Origin of the sequence: Phytohabitans aurantiacus (genome assembly GCF_027923225.1) — a bacterium.
Taxonomy (GTDB): Bacteria; Actinomycetota; Actinomycetes; order Mycobacteriales; family Micromonosporaceae; genus Phytohabitans; species Phytohabitans aurantiacus.
The window spans coordinates 146,404-164,798 of the sequence record NZ_BSDI01000009.1; the positions used below are offsets into that span (position 1 = coordinate 146,404).

Consider the following 18,395-nt stretch of genomic DNA (forward strand, 5'->3'; position numbering starts at 1 on the left):
GACGATCAGGCAGTATGGCGGCGTGAGGTTCGAAGTCAGCAAGGTGCTCGACGCCATCGAACGGCGGCTCAGCACCGATCCCGCGCTCGCCCGAGGCGTGGTCGACCTCGCCGAGGTGGTGCGATACGCGGACCTCGACGGTGGTCGGCCCGCAAACCTGCTGCGCCTGGGGCTCGTCGTCGACGCGTTCGCCGCCCAGCTCGGCGAGGAGAACGCCGCCGTCTACACGGTCGTGCACCGCGGCCTGCTCTCCGACGCCGATCTGACGTCGAACGAGCGCATGGTCGTGCGACGCTGGGCCGACGACGGCCTGGTCGAGGTCGTGCCGTCGGTCGGCGATCGGGTACTGGAAGTGGCCGACCTGCTCGGCCTGCCCGTGCTGAGCCGGCTGCGGTTCGAGGGCGTGCGCGAGCGGTACGGATGGCTGGCCGGCCAGGCCGGACGGCTCATGGCACCCGTGCCCGGCAAGAACGGCGCCGTGCTCGTCGCACAGATGGGCGGCGGCTCGCTGCCCGTGACGGGTGCGCCCGCGCCCTCGGGAGCCCAGATGCTGAGCCGGCTGTGGCGCTGTGGCGAGCCCGGCTGCGCGCTGTTCGGCGGTGGCGGCGGCGCCTTCGCCGACCTCGCCCCGGCCCGCCGCGCGGGCGGCCAGCCCCCGCCCACCCTGCACACCGGCCGGCCCACCTGCCCCCGGCACGAGACCCAACTGTCCGACGTCGGCGCCCGGCCCGTGGCCGAGGCTCTGGCTGTTCGGGTCGGCGGCGTGGTGCGGCAGCGGTTCGTGGTCGCCGAGGGCGAGCCCATGACCGTCGGGCGCGCGCCCGAGCAGGGCGGCATCATGCTCGGCCAGTGGCTCACCGACGAGGCACGGCGGTGGATCAGCCGCAGTCACGTCCGGTTCGAGATGCGCGGCACCGAGGTGGTCGCTCAGGATGTGAGCACCAACGGCACCGGCGTGCGCCCCGGCGGTTCGATGGACGAGGCCGAGCGCATGATCCTGAAGGGCCAGAGCCGGTCGCTGGGACCGGGTGACCTGATCGAGCTGTACCCAGGCGTCCACGTGGGCCTGGCCCGCCACGTAACCTCCACGGGCCCGGTAGCGTCCCCATCCGTGATGGCGGAAGCCCCAACGATGTCCATGCGCGTAGTAGACCGCTAACCCACCCCCACCCAGCGCACTGCCCCGCAACCCCGCCCTCCCGCGCCGCGCCCTCCGCGCGGAGCGCGCCCTCTTGCGCCGATCAAGGGCGAATGCACGCGGTTGGATCTCTTTCCGCGTGTATTCGCCCTTGATCCATGCGATTGCCCTTGATCGCGGCCGCGTGGGGCGGCCCCTCGGGGGGCAGCCATTCGCCACAGTCGGCACCCGCCGCGGCGACAAATGCCGCGTTACGACACCCACGGCGTCGGCGAGCGGGCGTCAGGCGTGGCATGCGCGCAGAGCGCGGCGCGCAGGACCGCGCGGTGGGTGCTAGATGATCTATTCCTAGGCAAACCAGGATGTGAGCTACCGCGATGCCCGCCGCGCGTAGGACCGCTGCTCCCGCGGCCTCACCCTCCGCATCCAGTCACGCTCAAGATCCCGACAACATCCCTGATTTTGTCGCCTCGAACGCGCCCGGAGGCAGCGAAATCCGGGATTTCGCTGCCACGTCCGGGCGGGTCGTGTAGCCGCGGAGGGTGAGGCTGCGGGAGCAACGGCCCGGCGCGCGACGGCCGTCGCGGTAGCCCAATGTCCCTCGGTATAGATCGTCTAGAGGATCGCGGCTAGGCGCTCCACTGCCCAGTCGAGTTCCGCGGGCTCGATGACCAGCGGGGGCGCCAAGCGGAGCGTCGAGCCGTGGGTGTCCTTGGCCAGTACGCCGTGCTCGGCCAGGCGCTCGCACGCCTCGCGGCCGCTCATCAGCGACGGGTCGATGTCGATGCCCGCCCACAGGCCGCGCCCGCGCACAGCGATCAACCCATGCCCGATCAGCGCGCTCAGGTCGGTGTGCAGGCGTGCGCCCAGTTCGGCGCTGCGGCGCTGGTACTCGCCGGTGCCCAGCAGCCTGACCACCTCGGTGCCCACGGCACACGCGAGCGGGTTTCCACCGAACGTGGACCCGTGTGAGCCCGGGCTCAACACACCGAGAACCGAGGCGTCCGCCGCCACCGCGGAGACGGGCACGATGCCGCCGCCGAGCGCCTTGCCGAGCACGTACATGTCCGGCACGACGCCCTCGTGGTCGCAGGCGAACGTGCGGCCGGTGCGGCCGAGTCCGGACTGGATCTCGTCGGCGATGAAGAGGGTGCCGCGCGCCGTGCACAGGTCACGGATGCCCTGAAGGTACCCGGGCGGCGGCACGATCACGCCCTGCTCGCCCTGGATGGGCTCGATGAGGACCGCGACCGTGGTGTCATCGATCGCCGCGTCCATCGCCTCCAGGTCGCCGTACGGGACGATCTTGAAGCCGGGGGTGTACGGGCCGTAGTCGTCGCGAGCCGACGGATCGGTGGAGAAGCTGACGATCGTGGTGGTGCGCCCGTGGAAGTTGCCATCGGCGACTACGATCGTGGCGGCGTTGGCCGGTACACCCTTGACCTGGTACCCCCACTTGCGGGCGACCTTGATCGCCGTCTCGACGGCCTCGGCGCCCGTGTTCATGGGCAGCACCATGTCCTTGCCGCACAGCTCGGCGAGGCCCCGGCAGAACGTCGCGAACTGGTCGTGGATGAACGCGCGGCTGGTGAGCGTGAGCCGGTCGAGCTGGGCGTGCGCGGCGGCGATCAGCGAGGGGTGCCGGTGCCCGAAGTTGAGCGCGGAGTACCCGGCGAGGCAGTCGAGGTACCGCTTGCCGTCGACGTCGGTGACCCAGGCGCCCTCGGCCTCCGAGATGACCACGGGGAGCGGGTGGTAGTTGTGCGCGGTCCATCGCTCGGCGTCGGCCACCGCAGCGGGGGTGCGAACGAGGTCGTCGACGATCACTTCCGGACTACCAGTGTGCAGCACTTAGGACCGCCTCCAGCCTTGCGCAACTCGGACAAATCAATGCCAATTGTCTCGTACCCGCGCTCCCGGAGCGCGGCCGCCAGGCCGGTGGCCTGCGATGGGAGTACGACGTGCCGGCCGTCGCTGACCGCGTTGAGGCCGAGCACCTCGGCGTCGGCGGGAGCGGCGAGGACCGCGTCCGGGAAGAGCCGGCGCAGTACCGCCTGGCTGCCCGGCGAGAACGCCTCCGGCAGGTACGCCACCGTGCGCTCGTCGAGCACGCAGAGCGCGGTGTCGAGGTGGTAGAAGCGCGGGTCGACGAGCTGCAGTGTGATCACCGGGCGACCGAAGATCTCCTGAGCCCGGTCGTGCGCGGCGGTGACGGTGCGGAAGCCGGTGCCGGCGAGCAGGAAATCGCCGGCGAGCAGCATGTCGCCTTCGCCCTCGTTGACGTACTTCGCCTCGTGCGTCTCGAAGCCGGCGCGCTCGAACCAGTCCCGGTACGCCGGGGCCTCGTCGGCGCGCTGCGGGTCGCGGAACTCGACCGCCAGCACGTTGCCGTCGATCACGGTGGCGCCGTTGGCGGCGAACACCATGTCGGGCAGGCCGGGAAGGGGCTCGATCTCGTCGACCGTGTGGCCGAGGTCGAGGTAGATCCCGCGCAGCGCTTCCCACTGCCGGATGGCAAGGCCAGCGTCGACCGGGGCCGTGGGATCCATCCACGGGTTGATCGCGTATTCGACCGCGAAGTACGTCGGCCGGCACATGAGGTAGTGCCGGTGGGTGGCGTCCATCGTCATGCCAGCAACGCTATGCGTCACCAGCCGTCGAGAACCACCGTAGAATCTTGCGTTGACAGTTTAATCGTTGCGTATCTTGGCCTTGGGAGGGGCGAATCGTTGCGGACCCGCCCCTCACACCCTTAGAACCGGTCCACGGTCTGGTTGTCGAGCCACGTACGCAGGTCGCCGACCTTGTCGCTGGCCGTGGTGAGCCACGACAGCGAGTCGGTGAGCACCAGGATGCCGACCACGATGGCACCGATGCCGAGCAGCAGCCCGATCATCGCGTCCGACTTGCCGGCGACGTGCCGGCGGCTGGTGGCCGAGAAGCCACCGACGGCGAACAGCACCGCCAGGGCGGCGAGCACGATTCCGTACCCGGCAAGCACGCCCGTGAGCACGAAGAGCGCGCCCGCGACGCCGCTGATCAGCGCCAGCGTCGCCATGAGGCTGGCCCGCGGCCGCGGGCCCCGGACCTCGGGCTCGGTGACGGGCTCGGGCGCAAGGCCCGGCTCCCGACGCCGGGAGATCCGCTCGGTCTCGGCGCGGTCCGCCGCCGCACGGTCGGCCTCGGCACGGCGGTCGACCGCCGCGGCCCTCTCGCGGGCCGCGCGCTCGTCCTCCTGCGTCCGTACGTTCATGGCCGTTGTATCGGCGGTCCGGCGCTCGTCGACGCGCTCTTGATCGGTCGTGGTCGAGTCCGTCGCGGTCGAGTGGCGGGAGAACGATGGCATCCGCACCACGGGACACCTCCTAAAACATGGGGGGACAACCTGGTGTACCCCGATGCCCCAGTAACCATGCATTAGCATCCTCCGGTGCCCGAGGGACACACGATCCACCGTCTCGCCGCCCACCACCGCTCGCTGCTGGCCGGGCGGCCGGTGGCCGTTTCAAGCCCGCAGGGCAGGTTCGCGGCCGGCGCCGCCGCGCTCACGGGTGCCGAGCTCCTCGACACCGAGGCGTACGGCAAGCACCTGCTGCACCACTACGCGGGTGACCGGATCTTGCACGTGCACCTCGGCCTGTACGGCGTGTTCAGCGACGGCGAGCAGCCGGTCCCGCCGCCGATCGGGCAGGTGCGGCTGCGGCTCACCACCGACCGGCACTGGATCGACCTGCGCGGGCCGACCGCCTGCGAGCTGCTGAGCCCGCCCGAGGTGGCGGTGCTGCGCGCGCGGCTCGGCGCCGACCCGTTGCGCGACGACGCCGACCCGGATGCCGCGTACGCGCGGATCAGCCGCAGCGGCATAGCGCTGGCCGCGCTGCTGCTCGATCAGTCCATCGTGGCCGGTGCGGGTCTGGTGTACGTGTCGGAGGTGTTGTTCCGCGCGGGCATCCCGCCAACACGGCCGGGGCGCGAGCTGAGCGCCGAGGCGTGGCAGGCGATCTGGATTGATCTGCGCGAGCTGATGAAGGAAGGCGTGACGCGGGGCCGGATCGACACCGTCCATAGCCGACACATGCCGGAGGCGATGGGGCGGGCGCCGCGGGTCGACCGGCACGGCGGCGAGGTGTACGTGTATCGCCGCGCCGGCCAGCCGTGCCTGGTGTGCGGCACGGAGATCCTGCGCTCGGGCCTCGCCGGTCGCAACTCCTACTGGTGCCCCGCCTGCCAGCCCTGATCACGGGCAGGATCACGAAGCGCGGGCGCGGGTCTGTGCGGCCAGGTAGTCGAGGACCGCTGACATCTCGCCGGTGCGGGCGTACACCGCGCGCTGGCGGGACGCTCCGGTGCCACGGGCGCGCAACCGTCCCATGAGGACGGTGACGAGCTCAAGGTCGCCATGCGCCGCGAGCGCCGGCCGTACCGTGTCGAAGAGGCGGCGCATGAGGTGCCATGCCGGGCGGCTGCGCTGATCGGCGGGGTCGACGGCGAGCCCGGCCAACCCGTCGTGCGCCGCCCGCCAGTGCGCCGCCGTGAGCAGGTGATGGGGCACCCGCGGCGCGACGACGCCACGCTCGATGTCATCGAGCACCGTGGCCACGAGCCCGCGCACCAGGGCGGCGAGGAGCACCGTGTCATCGACGCTGGGACACACGTCGCCGATCCGGATCTCGACGGTCGGATAGCTCGCCGAGAGCCGCGCGTACCAGTACAGCATTCCCTCGTCGAGCATCGCGCCGGTGGCGATGAGGTCTGCGACCATCCGCTCGTAGTGTTCGTGCGACTCCAGATACGGCGTCGGGCCGACCGAGGGCCAGCGTGCCCACATCACCGACCGCCAACTGGCGTATCCGGAGTCGAGACCGTCGGCGAATGGTGAGTTGGTCGTGGCGGCGTGCAGCAACGGAAGCCACGGCCGCAGGTGGTTCAGCACCCGCACCCCGGTCTCGGGATCGGGGATGCCGATGTGGACGTGGAGCCCGTTGAGCCCGGGACCGGGGGATAGCGCACCGAACCGCTCGACCATCCGGTGAAATCTCGGCTTGTCGACGACCGGCGGTTCCGGCCCGGTCACGGGAGAGCAACCGATAGCGACGACCCGCACACCGGCCCGCGAGGCGGCGTCCGCCACGCCGCCGCGCAGCAGGCTCAGCGCGTGCCGCAGCGCGCCGAGGTCGAGACCGGGCGGGCTGTTTATCTCGATCTGGCTGGTGAGGTATTCGTGTGTCACCTGACCACGCAGGTCAGCCGGCACCTCGGCGAGCACGGCGTCGGCCGCGGCCGCTGCCTGTGTCTTCTCGGCGTCCAGGAGCAAAAACTCCTCTTCGACCCCAACAGTGAGCGTCACGGCCATCAATTACCCGGAAATCACCATCGGCGAACCATCCTTTTGGCCCATTATGTGAGCTAGATCCCTTCAACGGGGGAGGTACGCCGTGACCGCCACCATGGGCCGACCCGCGACCGCCGCACCGACTCGGGAGGCGCGCGTGCTCCGCGCCGCGCGACCAACCTGGCGGCGACGTATCCCGACGATCCTGGCGGCAGCCCTGTGGGCGGTCGCGGTCGCCTGCGCGGTCTGGGCCGTCGTGGGTGCTTTCCCCGATGTGGTACGCCCACCACGCGCGATGCCCACCCCCGCCAACCTCGCTTTCGCGGCGTTCGCGGGAGTGCTCGGCATGGCCGTGGCGCACCGCCGCCGGATCGCCTTCTGGGTACTCACCGGCTACCTCCTGATCGCCATCGTGGTGGCCATCGGCAGCGGTCACGATGTGGTGCGGGCGGTCGGCACCCCGCTCGCCGCGCTTGGCCTGCTCCTGACGCTCGTCGCGTACGGGGAATTCACCACGCGGGCGCGCTGGGCCGGCCTGCCCTGGGCGGTCGGTCTCTTCGTGGTGCTGGCAGCCGCGGGCATCTGGGGTGGTCGCTGGCTGGTGACCGAGTACCCGGGCACCGTCGGCCAGTACCGGCTCGGATACGCGGCGGAGATGGTGCTCGGCGGCCTCATCGTCGACCCCGACCGCGAAGGACGCGCTCCCGGCTGGGTGGACCTGTTGCTCGGCCTCGCGGGCGCGGTGGCGCTGCTCGCCGCCGTGGCGGTGGTCCTGCTGCGCTCGCGGCGCCGCGCGACGCCCCGGGACGCCGGTGCCGAGCAGGGCGTCCGTGACCTGCTGGCGCGGTACGGCGACCGTGACCCCCTCGGGTACTTCGCGACCCGGCGCGACCTGGCCGTGGCGTTCTCGCCCACCGGCAAGGCGGCTGTGCCGTACCGGGTCGTGCGCGGGGTCAGCCTCGCCGCCGGTGATCCGATCGGCGATCCCGAGGCGTGGGGACCGGCGATCGACGCCTGGATGGCGCGGGCGGAGAAACACGGCTGGAAGCCGGCGGTGCACGCTGCGAGCGAGGAGGGCGCGTCCGCGTACGCCCGTGCGGGTCTGGCCGGCGCGCACCGGGGCGATGCGGCGACGCTCCTGAGTGGAGAGTTCACTGTGGAGGGGCGGGACATGCGGCCGGTACGCCAGGCGGCGGGTCGCGCCGAGGCCGCCGGGTACACCGCACTGGTGCGCCGGAGCGCTGACGCGTCCCCGGAGGAGCTGGCGACCGCCCGCGCGCTCGCCAACGGGTGGCCGGCGGCGTTCGGGCCCGCGCTGGGGCGGCTCGGCGACCCGGCCGACGGTCGCTGCGTGCTCGTGGAGGCGTTCGACGCCGACGGGGCGCGCAAGGCGCTGTTGGCGCTCGCTCCGTGGGGCGAGCGCGGGCTGGTGCTCGACCTGCTCCGCCGCGCGCCCGACGCGGTGGACGGTGTGGTGGAGTTCCTGATGGTGGCGCTCATGCGCGACGCGGCCAGGCTGGGCGTCGACCGGGTCTGTCTCGGCGTGGCCGACTCTCCGGAGCGGTACCGCTTCCAGGCCCGGTACCAGCCGCTGTGGCACCCGCGATACCTCTGCGCCAACCACGATGTCACCCGCGCACTGGTGTCGGCGGGGCGCGTCACCCGGTTGGCGGCGCCGGCGGTCGCGCAAGCCACCGCGGCGGCGGAGCCGGCGACGGATACGCCCATGCCAGAACAGGCGCAGGTGCGGCTCGCCAAGCGCGAACGGCTGGTCGCGGCCGGGATCGACCCCTACCCGGTCGGCTTCCACCGCACCGACAACAGCGTGGCGCTGGCGATCCGGTACGAGGGCCTGCCGCCAGACAGCGCCACCGGTGACCGGGTGGCGGTGGCGGGCCGCGTGGTGCTACTGCGCGACCACGGTGGCGTGTGCTTCGCGACGATCCGCGACTGGACCGGCGACCTCCAGGTACTCGTCGACAGTGGACTGTCCGACTGGCGGTCCACAGTAGACCTGGGTGACCACCTGGGTGTACGGGGCGAGGTGGTCACCAGCAAGCGCGGGGAGCTGTCGGTGCGCGCCGAGTCGTGGGAGCTGACCGCCAAGTGCCTGCGCCCGTTGCCGGACAAGCGTCGCGGGCTCGCCGACCCCGAGGCGCGGGTGCGCCTGCGGTACCTGGATCTGATCACCAGCGCCGAGACGCGCGACCTGCTGCGCGCCCGCAGCGCGGCGACCCACAGCCTCCGCGAGACGCTGATCGACCGGGGCTACCTGGAGGTGGAGACGCCGGTCCTGCAGCGCGTGCACGGCGGCGCGTGCGCCCGCCCGCTGGCCACGCACCTGCACGCCTACGACGCTCGCCTGTACCTGCGCGTCGCGCACGAGCTGCATCTCAAGCGGCTGGCCGTGGGCGGCGTGGAGCGCGTCTTCGAGATGGGCAGGGTGTTTCGCAACGAGAGCGTCGACCACACGCACAGCCCGGAGTTCACGCTGCTGGAGGCGTACCAGGCGTACGCGGACTACCGGACCATGCGGGAGCTGGCGCAGGCCCTCGTGCAGCGGGCGGCGCTGGCGGTGTACGGGTCGACGGTGGCGCACCAGCCAGGCCCGTACGGCGTACCGGTGGAGCACGACCTGTCCGGCGAGTGGCCGGTCGTGACGGTCAACGAGGCGCTGTCGACGGCGCTGGGGGAGTGGGTCACGGCGGACACCGGGCTCTCCGCGCTGCGCCGGATGTCCGACGCGGCGGGTGTGCCGTACGACCCGCGGTGGGAGCGCGGCGCGCTGCTCCAGGAGATGTACGAGCGGCTGGTGCTCCCGCGCACGACCACGCCGGCGTTCTACACGGACTTTCCGCTGGAGTCGGCGCCGCTGGCCCGGGCGCACCGGAAGGACCCGCGGCTGGCCGAGCGGTGGGATCTGGTGGCGTTCGGCGTGGAGTTGGGCACGGCGTACTCGGAGCTGACCGACCCGGTCGAGCAGCGCCGGCGGATGACCGAGCAGTCGCTGCTGGCGGCGGGCGGCGATCCGGAGGCGATGGAGCTCGACGAGGATTTCCTGCAGGCGCTGGAGTACGCGATGCCGCCCACCGGCGGGCTCGGTATCGGCGTGGATCGCCTGGTCATGCTGCTGACCGGACGGGCCATCCGCGACACTCTGCCGTTCCCCCTGGTGCGTTAACGGCCTTTTATGCCTTTCCCTATGATCTGTTAAAAAAATATTGACAATTCGTTTCCATCGAAGTACAAACCTCTCAGAGAGCGCTCTCACAGTCGCGAACCTCGATGCCGCCCGCGCGCGAGCAATCGCTCTCAAGCCCCGTCCTGAGAGAGGTCTGTCGATGAATCCAGAAGCGTCCACTCGCCACCCCGCTAGACGCCTGCTCGGCGTCGCGGTCGTCGTCACCGCCGTCTCCGCACTGCTCGCCGTCACGCTCAACGCCCGCGCCGCGCTCCCGCCCACCCCGTCGGGGTGGTCGCTGGTGTGGAGCGACGACTTCACCGGTGCGGCCAACACCCTGCCGTCGTCGTCGAACTGGATCATCGACACCGGCACGTCCTACCCCGGTGGCCCGGCCAACTGGGGCACCGGTGAGATCCAGACGTACACCAACAGCACCACGAACGTGAGCCACGACGGCTCCGGCAACCTGCGGATCACGCCCATCCGCAACTCCTCCGGCGGGTGGACCTCGGCCCGCATCGAAACCACCCGCACGAACTTCAAGCCGCCGTCCGGTGGCGTACTGCGCATCGAGGGCCGCATCCAGATGCCGAACGTGACCGGTGCGGCGGCCGCTGGGTACTGGCCGGCGTTCTGGGCACTCGGCGCGCCGTACCGGGGCAACTACCAGAACTGGCCCAGCATCGGCGAGTTCGACGTCATGGAGAACGTCAACGGCATCAACTCCGTCTGGGGCGTACTCCACTGTGGAGTCAACCCCGGCGGCCCGTGCAACGAGACCAACGGCCTCGGCGCCTCCCGCGCCTGCCCGGGTAGCTCGTGCCAGTCCGCGTTCCACACGTACCGCTTCGAGTGGGACGCCAGCGTCAGCCCGCAGCAGCTGCGCTGGTACGTCGACGGCCAGCACTTCCACACCGTCACCCAGTCTCAGGTGGGTGAGCCGCACTGGTCCAACATGACCAGCCACTCCGGGTACTTCCTGCTGCTCAACGTGGCGATGGGCGGCGCCTTCCCGAACGGCGTCGCGGGCAGCGCGACCCCGACCGGCAGCACTGTCTCCGGCGTGCCGATGCTCGTCGACTACGTGGCCGTCTACACCAGCGGCGGCGGCACGACGCCCACGACACCGGCCGTCACGACCCCGCCGCCCGGTGGTAGTCGCGACGCGTACGCCCGGATCGAGGCGGAGTCGTTCAACGCGCAGAACGGCGTGCAGACCGAGACGTGTAGCGAGGGCGGGCTCAACGTCAGCCACATCGCGAACGGCGACTGGGTCCGCTTCGACAACGTCAACTTCGGGTCGACCCGGCCCCTCGACTTCGTGGCCCGGGTCGCCTCGGGTGCGGCGGGCGGGGTGAGTGGCCTGGTGGAGGTGCGTCTGGACAGCCCAACGAGCGCGCCGATCGGCAGCTTCGCCCTCGCCAACACGGGCGGCTGGCAGACCTGGACCTCGGTGCCGGGCAACGTGTCCGCGGTGACGGGCACGCGCACGGTGTACCTGACGTTCACCAGCGGCCAGCCCGCCGACTTCGTCAACGTGAACTGGTTCCAGTTCCGTCGTTAAGAGTCTTTACATTTCCGGTTAGGAATCTTAATAATTGGGCATCCGTCTATGGGAGGCCCAATGAAAGCCCTACGGGTTCTGGGCGGCGCCGGTGTCCTCGCGGTCGTCGGCGCCACCACCGTGATCCTGGCGACGCCCGCGTCCGCCGAGACCGCGACGTTCGTCCGGACGTCGAGCTGGGAGACCGGCTACGAGGCCAAGATCACCGTCACAAACAACACGTCGTCGACCATCACGGCCTGGAACGTGCAGTTCGACCTGCCGTCCGGCAGCACGATGGGCACGTACTGGGACGCGCTGCTGACCTCGTCGGGCCAGCACCACACGTTCACCAACCGCTCGTGGAACGGGACGCTGTCACCGGGTGCGACAGCGTCCTTCGGGTTCATCGTCACCGGTACCGGCAATCCCGCCAACTGCCGCGTCAACGGGCAGTCCTGCGCCGGTGGCGGCAACCCCACCACGCCCCCACCCAGCACTCCGCCGCCGACCACACCGCCGCCGGTGACCGGCGCGATGAGGGCGGCGCCCTACCTGTACCCGGGCTGGGGCGACCCGCCCGCGCCCGGCACGGTGATGAGCGCGACCGGCATCCGCTGGTTCACGATGGCGTTCATCCTCTCGGCGGGCGGCTGCTCGCCCGGCTGGGACGGCAACGCGCCGCTCACCGGCGGCGTGCACGCCAGCACGATCAGCGCGATCCGGGCGGCCGGCGGCGACATCATCCCGTCGATCGGCGGCTGGAGCGGCAACAAGCTCGGGCCGAACTGCTCGACGCCGCAGGCGCTCGCTGGCGCGTACCAGCAGGTCATCAACGCGTTCGGGCTCAAGGCGATCGACGTCGACATCGAGAACACCGACGAGTTCGAGAACGAGGCGGTGCAGGACCGCATCCTGAACGCCCTGAAGATCGTCAAGCAGAACAACCCGGGCATCAAGACGATCATCACGTTCGGTACGAGCACGTCCGGCCCGTCGTGGTGGGGCACGCGCCTGATCAACCGAGCCGCGGCGCTCCAGTCGAACATCGACGTCTTCACGATCATGCCGTTCGACTTCGGTGGCGGCGCCAACATGTACCAGAACACCGTCAACGCCTCCGAAGGACTGAAGAACGCGCTGAAGACGGCGTTCGGCTGGTCGGACGCGACCGCGTACGCCCACATGGGCATCTCCGGCATGAACGGCCTGTCGGATCAGCAGGAGCTGACCAGCCCCGCGACGTGGACGCAGATCCGCGACTGGGCCAAGGCGCGTGGCCTCGCGCGGCTGGCCTTCTGGTCCGTCAACCGCGACCGGCCCTGTCCCGGAGGCGGTGTCGTCTCCAACTGCAGCGGCATCTCCCAGGCGAACTGGGAGTACACCCGAATCACCGCCGGGTTCTAGCGGCTGCGGGCCTGGCGGCGGCGCTTGACCACCCAGGTCAGCACCGCCGCCAGGAACGCCGCCAGGAGGGCCAGGTCGAACCAGTGGCTGTACCGCTCGACGTCCTGCCACCGGTCACCCAGCGCGTACCCCAGCCCAACGAATATCGAGTTCCAGACGCCGCTGCCCAGCGCGGTGAGACCGGCGAACTGGCCGAGCGGCATCCGGTTCGTGCCGGCCGGCACCGACACCAGGCTCCGCACCACCGGCACCATCCTGCCGAACAGCACCGCCCACCTGCCGTACTTCTCGAACCACCTGTCGGCCCGGTCGAGCTCCTGGCTGTCGACGAGCGGAAGGCGGTCCAGCCAGCGGCGCAGCCGCTCCTCGCCGATCGCGGCACCGGCGTAGTACAGCGCCAGCGCACCGACCAGCGACCCGGCGGTGGCCGCGACGATCACCAGGACGACGTTGACCCTGCCGGCGCTCGCCAGGTACCCGGACATCGCGAGCACCACCTCGCTGGGCACCGGTGGCACCACCGTCTCCAAGGCGACGAGCAGGCCGACGCCTATCTCGCCCAACGCGTCGACCACCTGGGCGACCCATCCGGTGATTCCGCCGAGTTCCGTGGGGTCCGCTTCGGTGATCACGGCACCGGACTTACCCGCCGTGACGCAGATCCACACCCCGCACCGAGCTGTCGCGGATCTGGAGCTTCGTGTTCAGCGTGATCGTGGAGGGCGCCCGGTCGGGGTTGGCGATCCGCTGGCTGAGCAGGTCAGCGGCGGTGCGCCCCAACTCGTACGTCGGCTGCGCGACGGTGGTCAGTGAGGGCCGCACCAGGTGCGCCCAGGGCACATCGTCGAAACCCACCATGCCCATCTCGCCCGGCACCTGCACGCCACTGTCCACAAGACACTCCATCGCGCCGACCGTGGTGAGGTTGTTGCCGGCGAAGACCGCGTCGGGACGCGGTCGCAGGGTCAGCAGCGCCGCCATCGCGCGGTAGCCGCCCTGCTCGCGGAAGTCGGCGTATCGCACCAGCTCGGGATCGAACGGCCGGCCGTGCGACTCCAGGGCCCGCCGGTACCCGAGCAGCCGCTGGTCGGCCGTGAAGACGCTGTGCGGGCCGGTGATGCAGGCGATCCGCTGGTACCCGGACTCGATCAGGTGCGTGGTGGCCAGCTCGGCGGCGTGCTCGTTGTCGACCAGTACAGTGTCGGCCCGCACGTCGTCGGCCTGCCGGTCGATCACGACGACCGGTACGCGGGCTTCGATGAGCCGGTTGACGTTCGCGGCGTCACCGGACGGCGAAATGATCACACCCGCCATCTGCTCGGCGAGCGCGGCGTCGACGTACTGCCCTTCCTTGCCCGCGTCGTCGTCGGAGTTGCACAGCACCACCGAGTACCCGGCACCCTGCGCCACATCCTCCACGCCGCGTACCAGCGCGGTGAAGAACGGGTTGCCGATATCGGCGATTATCACGGCCCACAGCGTCGTGCGGCTGCGGCGCAGGTTTCGCGCCACCGCGTTCGGCCGGTAATTCAACTCGCGCATCGCGGTGCGGACGCGTTCGGCCAATGCCGGGTCCACATTGGCGTGTCCGTTCACCACCCGCGAAACCGTCGCCGGTGACACCTCCGCACGCCGCGCGACGTCATAGATGGTCGCCATCGCCCCTCCCCCCAGCCCGGCAGCCCAGCCCCGATGATCGCAGAAGCGTGCGAGTAGCGGTTAGTTTGACCTTGGCCGGCAACGGAAAAGCACATACCTCATGGGAGAGCGCTGGTACTCCGAAGCGGTTGTCTACTGCCTCGACGTCGACTCGTTCGCCGATTCGGACGGCGACGGCGTCGGCGACATTCGAGGGCTGATCGGGCGGCTCGACTATCTCGCCAGGCTGGGCGTGACCTGCGTCTGGCTGCACCCGATCCACCCCTCGCCGGGTGGTGACGACGGGTACGACGTGACGGACTTCTACGGCGTGGATCCCCGGCTGGGCAGCCTCGGTGACTTCGCCGAACTGCTGCACGAAGCCCGAAACCGTGGCATCCGGGTGATCATCGATTTGGTCGTCAATCACACGTCGGACGAGCATCCGTGGTTCCAATCGGCGCGTTCGTCACCCGATTCTCCGTACCGAGACTGGTATGTGTGGTCGGAGACCGAGCCGCCGGACCGGCACCAGGGCATGGTGTTTCCGGGGGAGCAGCGGGAGACCTGGACTTACGACCGCACGGCCAAGGCGTGGTACTACCACCGCTTCTACAAGTTCCAGCCGGATCTGAACTTCGCGAACCCGCGGGTGCGCGAGGAGGTCAAGAAGATCGTCGCGTTCTGGCTCCAGCTCGGCGTCTCCGGATTCCGCATCGACGCGGCGCCGTTCATCATCGAGCTGACCGAGCCCGGCAACGCCAACTCGCCCAAAGACTTCGAGTTTCTCACCGACCTGCGCGCGCACGTCCAGTGGCGCGGCGACGACGCGATCCTGCTCGCCGAGGCAAACGTCGAGCCCGACAGCCTCGTCGCGTACTTCTCCGACGCCGGCGGCTCGGCCAACCGGCTGCACATGCTCTTCGACTTCATGCTCAACGGCAAGCTGGTGCTCGCGCTCGCGCGGCAGGACCCGGAACCCATCATCGACGCGCTGCGCGATACGCCGATGCTGCCGGCCGACTCGCAGTGGGCCACGTTCATCCGCAACCACGACGAGATCGACCTCTCCCGGCTCACGGCTGAGCAGCGGGAAGAGGTGTACCAGCAGTTCGGCCCGGATGAGAACATGCGCCTCTACGACCGGGGCATCCGTCGGCGGCTCGCCCCGATGCTGGGCGGCGACCGCCGGCGGCTGGAGTTGGCGTACGCGCTCCAGTTCAGCCTGCGCGGCACGCCGGTGCTGCGGTACGGCGACGAGATCGGCATGGGCGAAGACCTGGCGCAGACCGGCCGGTACGCGATCCGCACCCCCATGCAGTGGTCGTCAGCGCCGAATGGCGGCTTCTCCAGCGCACCGGCCGGCCAGCTGGTGCGGCCCGTGATCTCGGGTGGTGAATTCGGGTACGAGAAGGTCAATGTGACCGCCCAGCGCCGCGACCCGGCGTCCCTGCTGGCGTGGTTCGAGCGCATGATCCACACCCTGCGCGAGGCGCCGGAGGTCGGCTCGGGCGGTTGCACACACATCGACGTACCCGCGCCGCCCGGCGTGCTGGCGCACCGGGCCGACGGGCCGTCCGGCACGATGGTCTTTCTGCACAACCTCGGGACCGACGACGTCGAGGTCGACCTGGGCGCGCTCGCCAAAGAGGCCGACCTGCCCGTCGAGGTACTGGCCGACCAGGAGTACGGCGAGCTGACGTTCGACGCGCTGGCCCTCGGCGGGTACGGCTACCGGTGGATCAGGCTTCGTCGCGCCGCGTAGGCTCCGGCACATGACTGAGCAGCGGATCGCGATCGTCACCGGTGCGGCGCGTGGCATCGGTGCGGCTACCGCCCGCCGGCTGGCCGCCGACGGTATGGCAGTGGGCGTCGTCGACCTCGACGAGGCGGCCGGCAAGGACACGGTCGACAGCATCGTGGCGGCCGGCGGGCGGGCGCTCGCCGTAGGCGCCGACGTGGCCGACAAGCCGCAGGTGGAGGCCGCCGTCGAGCGGGTGGCCGCCGAGCTGGGCCCGCCGACGGTACTTGTCAACAACGCCGGCGTGCTGCGCGACAACCTGCTGTTCAAGATGAGCGAAGACGACTGGGACACCGTGCTGGGTGTGCACCTGCGGGGCGCGTTCCTGTTCAGCCGCACCGTGCAGAAGCACATGGTCGAGCAGCGCTGGGGCCGGATCGTCAACCTGTCGAGCACGTCCGCGCTGGGCAACCGCGGGCAGGCCAACTACGCGGCGGCCAAGGCCGGCATGCAGGGCTTCACGAAGACGCTGGCGATCGAGCTGGGACCGTTCGGCGTGACGGCCAACGCGGTCGCGCCCGGGTTCATCGTCACCGACATGACGGCGGCCACGGCGGCGCGCGTCGGCGTCGGCTTCGAAGACTTCCAGGAGCAGACGGCGGCGCAGATCCCGGTGCGCCGGGTGGGGCGGCCGGAAGACGTCGCCCACACGATCTCGTTCCTGGTCAGCGAGGGCGCCGGGTTCGTCTCCGGCCAGGTCATCTACGTTGCGGGTGGCCCTCGCGCCTGACGGCCTCCCCGTGATCATTGCGTCATTCAAGTCATAAGGGCGACTTGAATGACGCAATGATCATGCTGGGACGCGGGCGGTGCGGCGCAGCCAGTACAGGCCGACGATCGGCAGGATCAGCGGCACGAAGCCGTACCCCTTGCCGAACCCGGACCACACCGTGTCGTCCGGAAACGCGGACGAGGCCACTAGGCTCGCCGTGCCCACCGCCAGCACACCCGCCAGCTCGATCGAGCAACAGATGAGCGCGAGCCGCCGCCCGCCGGGCCCGCCGCGCACCAGCGCGATCGTCGCCACCAGGTAGATCGCCGCCGCGAACGCGGAGAGCAGGTACGCGCCCGGTGCCTCGCCGAACTTCGTGCCGATCTGCACCGCCGCGCGGGCACCGGCGGAGAGCGCGAAGATCCCGTACACCACGATCAGGACCCGGCCCGGTCCCGAGTTGACCCGCTCACGCACCGGTCGCCTCCCATAGCTGCTGGAGTCGCGCCACGAGCACCGGCATGACCAGGCAGGCGACGGTGAGGATCACCGATCCCCACCGGGTGGGTTCCATCCGGGCGAGGTACACGGCCACCGGCGGCAGACCGAGGAACGTGATCAGGTACCCGACGAAGGTGCCCGCCTCGCCGGGCCGCTCGCCGCCGATCATCGCGACGATCGCCACGACGGTCAGCACGAGCGCGGCCAGCTCGACCACGGCCACGCCGATGACGTGACTGCGGTCCGGCGGCCGGTTCCGGACGGCGGCGATCGCGCACCAGGCCGCGACGGCGAGCGCCGCGACGATGACCACGACTCCCAGGGTGTCGTTCACGGAGGCAACCCTACTAATGCACGTAGTAGGCCGTGACCTGGCCGCGCGTATAGTTGACATCGCTCGATGGGCCTGGGGAGTTGGGTCGAGTGAACGTCACCGCTGTATGGGCGCTGCTACTCACCGCCGGGGTCGTAATCCTCGCTCTGGTGGCGCTCGCGGCGGTCGCCGAGCGCCCCCGCACGCGGCGGCCAGACCCACGCAAGCTGCGCGCCGCCGCCGAAGAGCTCGCGGCACACGCCAACAACGCGCACACCGAAGCCGGCCGCGCCGCCGGAGCGGCGGCCGACGCTCGCGAACGGCTCGCCGAGGCCGAGCGCGCCCGCGAAGAAGCGTGGGCGGCGCAGGAAGCGGCCGATCAGGTCCACCAGCGGGCATGGCAAGCGGTACTGGCCGGCCGCGCCGCCCAGGAAGAGCGGATGGCCGACCCCGACGAGCAACAGCGGGACGTCTCCCGGGCGGCTCTGACCGCGTACCGGAACGGCGACATCTCGGTCGAGCAGCTCCGCGAGGTGTGGTTGCGCGCGAGTGGCGACTGGGATCCCGATCAGGAGGAGCGGGAGCGGGCGGCGTACCGGTACAAGCTGGAGGAGCGTGCGGCCCGGCGGGTGTACCACCGCGCGGACGTGGCCGTGCGCTACGCCGAGCAGGAGGTGCAGGTGGCCGAGGTGGCCCTGCAGGCCCTGCGCGACGAGGCCGCGGAGGCCGCCGTCGAGGCCCATGAGGCCCTACTGGCCACCGAGCGTTACGCCCAGCGCCGCAGGTTGCCCAGACCCCGGCCGCGCACGGAGTAATGCCTGGTCAC

General features: G+C 70.6%; 16 protein-coding genes. 8 read left to right on the top strand and 8 right to left on the bottom strand.

Translation table 11 applies throughout. The annotated features are described in order from the left end of the window. Positions 1-22: 22 nt before the first annotated feature. Positions 23-1,159, top strand: coding sequence for an FHA domain-containing protein (locus QMG73_RS12630; RefSeq protein WP_281894915.1), 1,137 nt, complete (start codon positions 23-25; stop codon positions 1,157-1,159). 594 nt (positions 1,160-1,753) lie between these two features. On the opposite strand, the gene rocD is transcribed toward QMG73_RS12630, so the two are convergent. From rocD to QMG73_RS12645, 3 genes are all read right to left on the bottom strand, one after another. After that, entirely contained in the window at positions 1,754-2,962 is a 1,209-nt protein-coding gene (gene rocD / locus QMG73_RS12635; protein ID WP_281895069.1) for an ornithine--oxo-acid transaminase, read from the bottom strand. Then, positions 2,962-3,762, bottom strand: coding sequence for a dimethylargininase (ddaH, locus tag QMG73_RS12640; protein WP_281895072.1), 801 nt, complete (start codon positions 3,760-3,762; stop codon positions 2,962-2,964). The genes rocD and ddaH overlap by 1 nt, the downstream gene beginning before the upstream one ends. Positions 3,763-3,890: 128 nt before the next feature. Next, positions 3,891-4,493, bottom strand: coding sequence for a DUF308 domain-containing protein (locus QMG73_RS12645; RefSeq protein WP_281894917.1), 603 nt, complete (start codon positions 4,491-4,493; stop codon positions 3,891-3,893). Positions 4,494-4,568: 75 nt separating this feature from the next. Between QMG73_RS12645 and QMG73_RS12650 the strand changes: the two genes are divergently transcribed. After that, positions 4,569-5,375 (top strand): Fpg/Nei family DNA glycosylase, encoded by an 807-nt coding sequence (locus tag QMG73_RS12650; protein ID WP_281894918.1) that lies wholly within the window; start codon positions 4,569-4,571, stop codon positions 5,373-5,375. Positions 5,376-5,387: 12 nt separating this feature from the next. Here the strand turns inward: QMG73_RS12650 and QMG73_RS12655 are convergent, their stop codons facing one another. Further along, complete coding sequence (locus QMG73_RS12655) at positions 5,388-6,485, bottom strand: carboxylate-amine ligase (RefSeq protein WP_281894919.1); 1,098 nt, start codon at positions 6,483-6,485, stop codon at positions 5,388-5,390. 88 nt (positions 6,486-6,573) lie between these two features. On the opposite strand from QMG73_RS12655, the gene lysX reads away from it, so the two are divergent. The 3 genes from lysX (at position 6,574) to QMG73_RS12670 (ending at position 12,604) form a co-directional block, all read left to right on the top strand. After that, positions 6,574-9,651: a bifunctional lysylphosphatidylglycerol synthetase/lysine--tRNA ligase LysX gene (gene lysX / locus QMG73_RS12660; protein WP_281894920.1), complete on the top strand. Its 3,078-nt coding sequence runs from the start codon at positions 6,574-6,576 to the stop codon at positions 9,649-9,651. Between the two features lie 160 nt (positions 9,652-9,811). Then, a complete protein-coding gene (locus QMG73_RS12665) occupies positions 9,812-11,218 on the top strand; it encodes a carbohydrate-binding protein (RefSeq protein WP_281894921.1) in 1,407 nt (468 codons plus the stop codon). Positions 11,219-11,278: 60 nt separating this feature from the next. Continuing rightward, entirely contained in the window at positions 11,279-12,604 is a 1,326-nt protein-coding gene (locus QMG73_RS12670; protein ID WP_281894922.1) for a cellulose binding domain-containing protein, read from the top strand. Here the strand turns inward: QMG73_RS12670 and QMG73_RS12675 are convergent. Together QMG73_RS12675 and QMG73_RS12680 are read right to left on the bottom strand one after the other, a co-directional pair. Beyond that, positions 12,601-13,236 carry a DedA family protein gene (locus QMG73_RS12675; protein ID WP_281894923.1) on the bottom strand — a complete coding sequence of 212 codons (636 nt, stop codon included), beginning with the start codon at positions 13,234-13,236 and terminating at the stop codon, positions 12,601-12,603. The genes QMG73_RS12670 and QMG73_RS12675 overlap by 4 nt on opposite strands. A gap of 10 nt (positions 13,237-13,246) precedes the next feature. Next, positions 13,247-14,263 (bottom strand): LacI family DNA-binding transcriptional regulator, encoded by a 1,017-nt coding sequence (locus QMG73_RS12680; RefSeq protein WP_281894924.1) that lies wholly within the window; start codon positions 14,261-14,263, stop codon positions 13,247-13,249. A gap of 100 nt (positions 14,264-14,363) precedes the next feature. Here QMG73_RS12680 and QMG73_RS12685 point away from each other — a divergent pair, with 100 nt between their 5' ends. Together QMG73_RS12685 and fabG are read left to right on the top strand one after the other, a co-directional pair. Next, the gene (locus QMG73_RS12685) at positions 14,364-16,007 is read left to right on the top strand and encodes an alpha-amylase family protein (RefSeq protein WP_281894925.1); all 1,644 of its coding nucleotides are present in this window, start codon (positions 14,364-14,366) and stop codon (positions 16,005-16,007) included. Between the two features lie 10 nt (positions 16,008-16,017). Continuing rightward, on the top strand, positions 16,018-16,773 hold the full coding sequence (fabG, locus tag QMG73_RS12690; RefSeq protein WP_281894927.1) for a 3-oxoacyl-ACP reductase FabG: 756 nt from the start codon (positions 16,018-16,020) through the stop codon (positions 16,771-16,773). A gap of 60 nt (positions 16,774-16,833) precedes the next feature. Here the strand turns inward: fabG and QMG73_RS12695 are convergent, their stop codons facing one another. Together QMG73_RS12695 and QMG73_RS12700 are read right to left on the bottom strand one after the other, a co-directional pair. Then, on the bottom strand, positions 16,834-17,232 hold the full coding sequence (locus tag QMG73_RS12695; protein WP_281894929.1) for a hypothetical protein: 399 nt from the start codon (positions 17,230-17,232) through the stop codon (positions 16,834-16,836). After that, a complete protein-coding gene (locus QMG73_RS12700; RefSeq protein WP_407676787.1) occupies positions 17,225-17,650 on the bottom strand; it encodes a hypothetical protein in 426 nt (141 codons plus the stop codon). The genes QMG73_RS12695 and QMG73_RS12700 overlap by 8 nt, the downstream gene beginning before the upstream one ends. 29 nt (positions 17,651-17,679) lie before the next feature. Between QMG73_RS12700 and QMG73_RS12705 the strand changes: the two genes are divergently transcribed. After that, the gene (locus QMG73_RS12705) at positions 17,680-18,384 is read left to right on the top strand and encodes a hypothetical protein (RefSeq protein WP_281894931.1); all 705 of its coding nucleotides are present in this window, start codon (positions 17,680-17,682) and stop codon (positions 18,382-18,384) included. Positions 18,385-18,395 lie beyond the last annotated feature (11 nt).

Excerpts from the sequence above, each read along its gene's own strand:
- ddaH (WP_281895072.1), bottom strand. The coding sequence starts at position 3,762 with ATGGACGCCACCCACCGGCACTACCTCATGTGCCGGCCGACGTACTTC.
- QMG73_RS12685 (WP_281894925.1), top strand. The coding sequence starts at position 14,364 with ATGGGAGAGCGCTGGTACTCCGAAGCGGTTGTCTACTGCCTCGACGTC.
- QMG73_RS12670 (WP_281894922.1), top strand. The coding sequence starts at position 11,279 with ATGAAAGCCCTACGGGTTCTGGGCGGCGCCGGTGTCCTCGCGGTCGTC.
- fabG (WP_281894927.1), top strand. The coding sequence starts at position 16,018 with ATGACTGAGCAGCGGATCGCGATCGTCACCGGTGCGGCGCGTGGCATC.
- QMG73_RS12665 (WP_281894921.1), top strand. The coding sequence starts at position 9,812 with ATGAATCCAGAAGCGTCCACTCGCCACCCCGCTAGACGCCTGCTCGGC.
- QMG73_RS12700 (WP_407676787.1), bottom strand. The coding sequence starts at position 17,650 with ATGTCAACTATACGCGCGGCCAGGTCACGGCCTACTACGTGCATTAGT.
- QMG73_RS12680 (WP_281894924.1), bottom strand. The coding sequence starts at position 14,263 with ATGGCGACCATCTATGACGTCGCGCGGCGTGCGGAGGTGTCACCGGCG.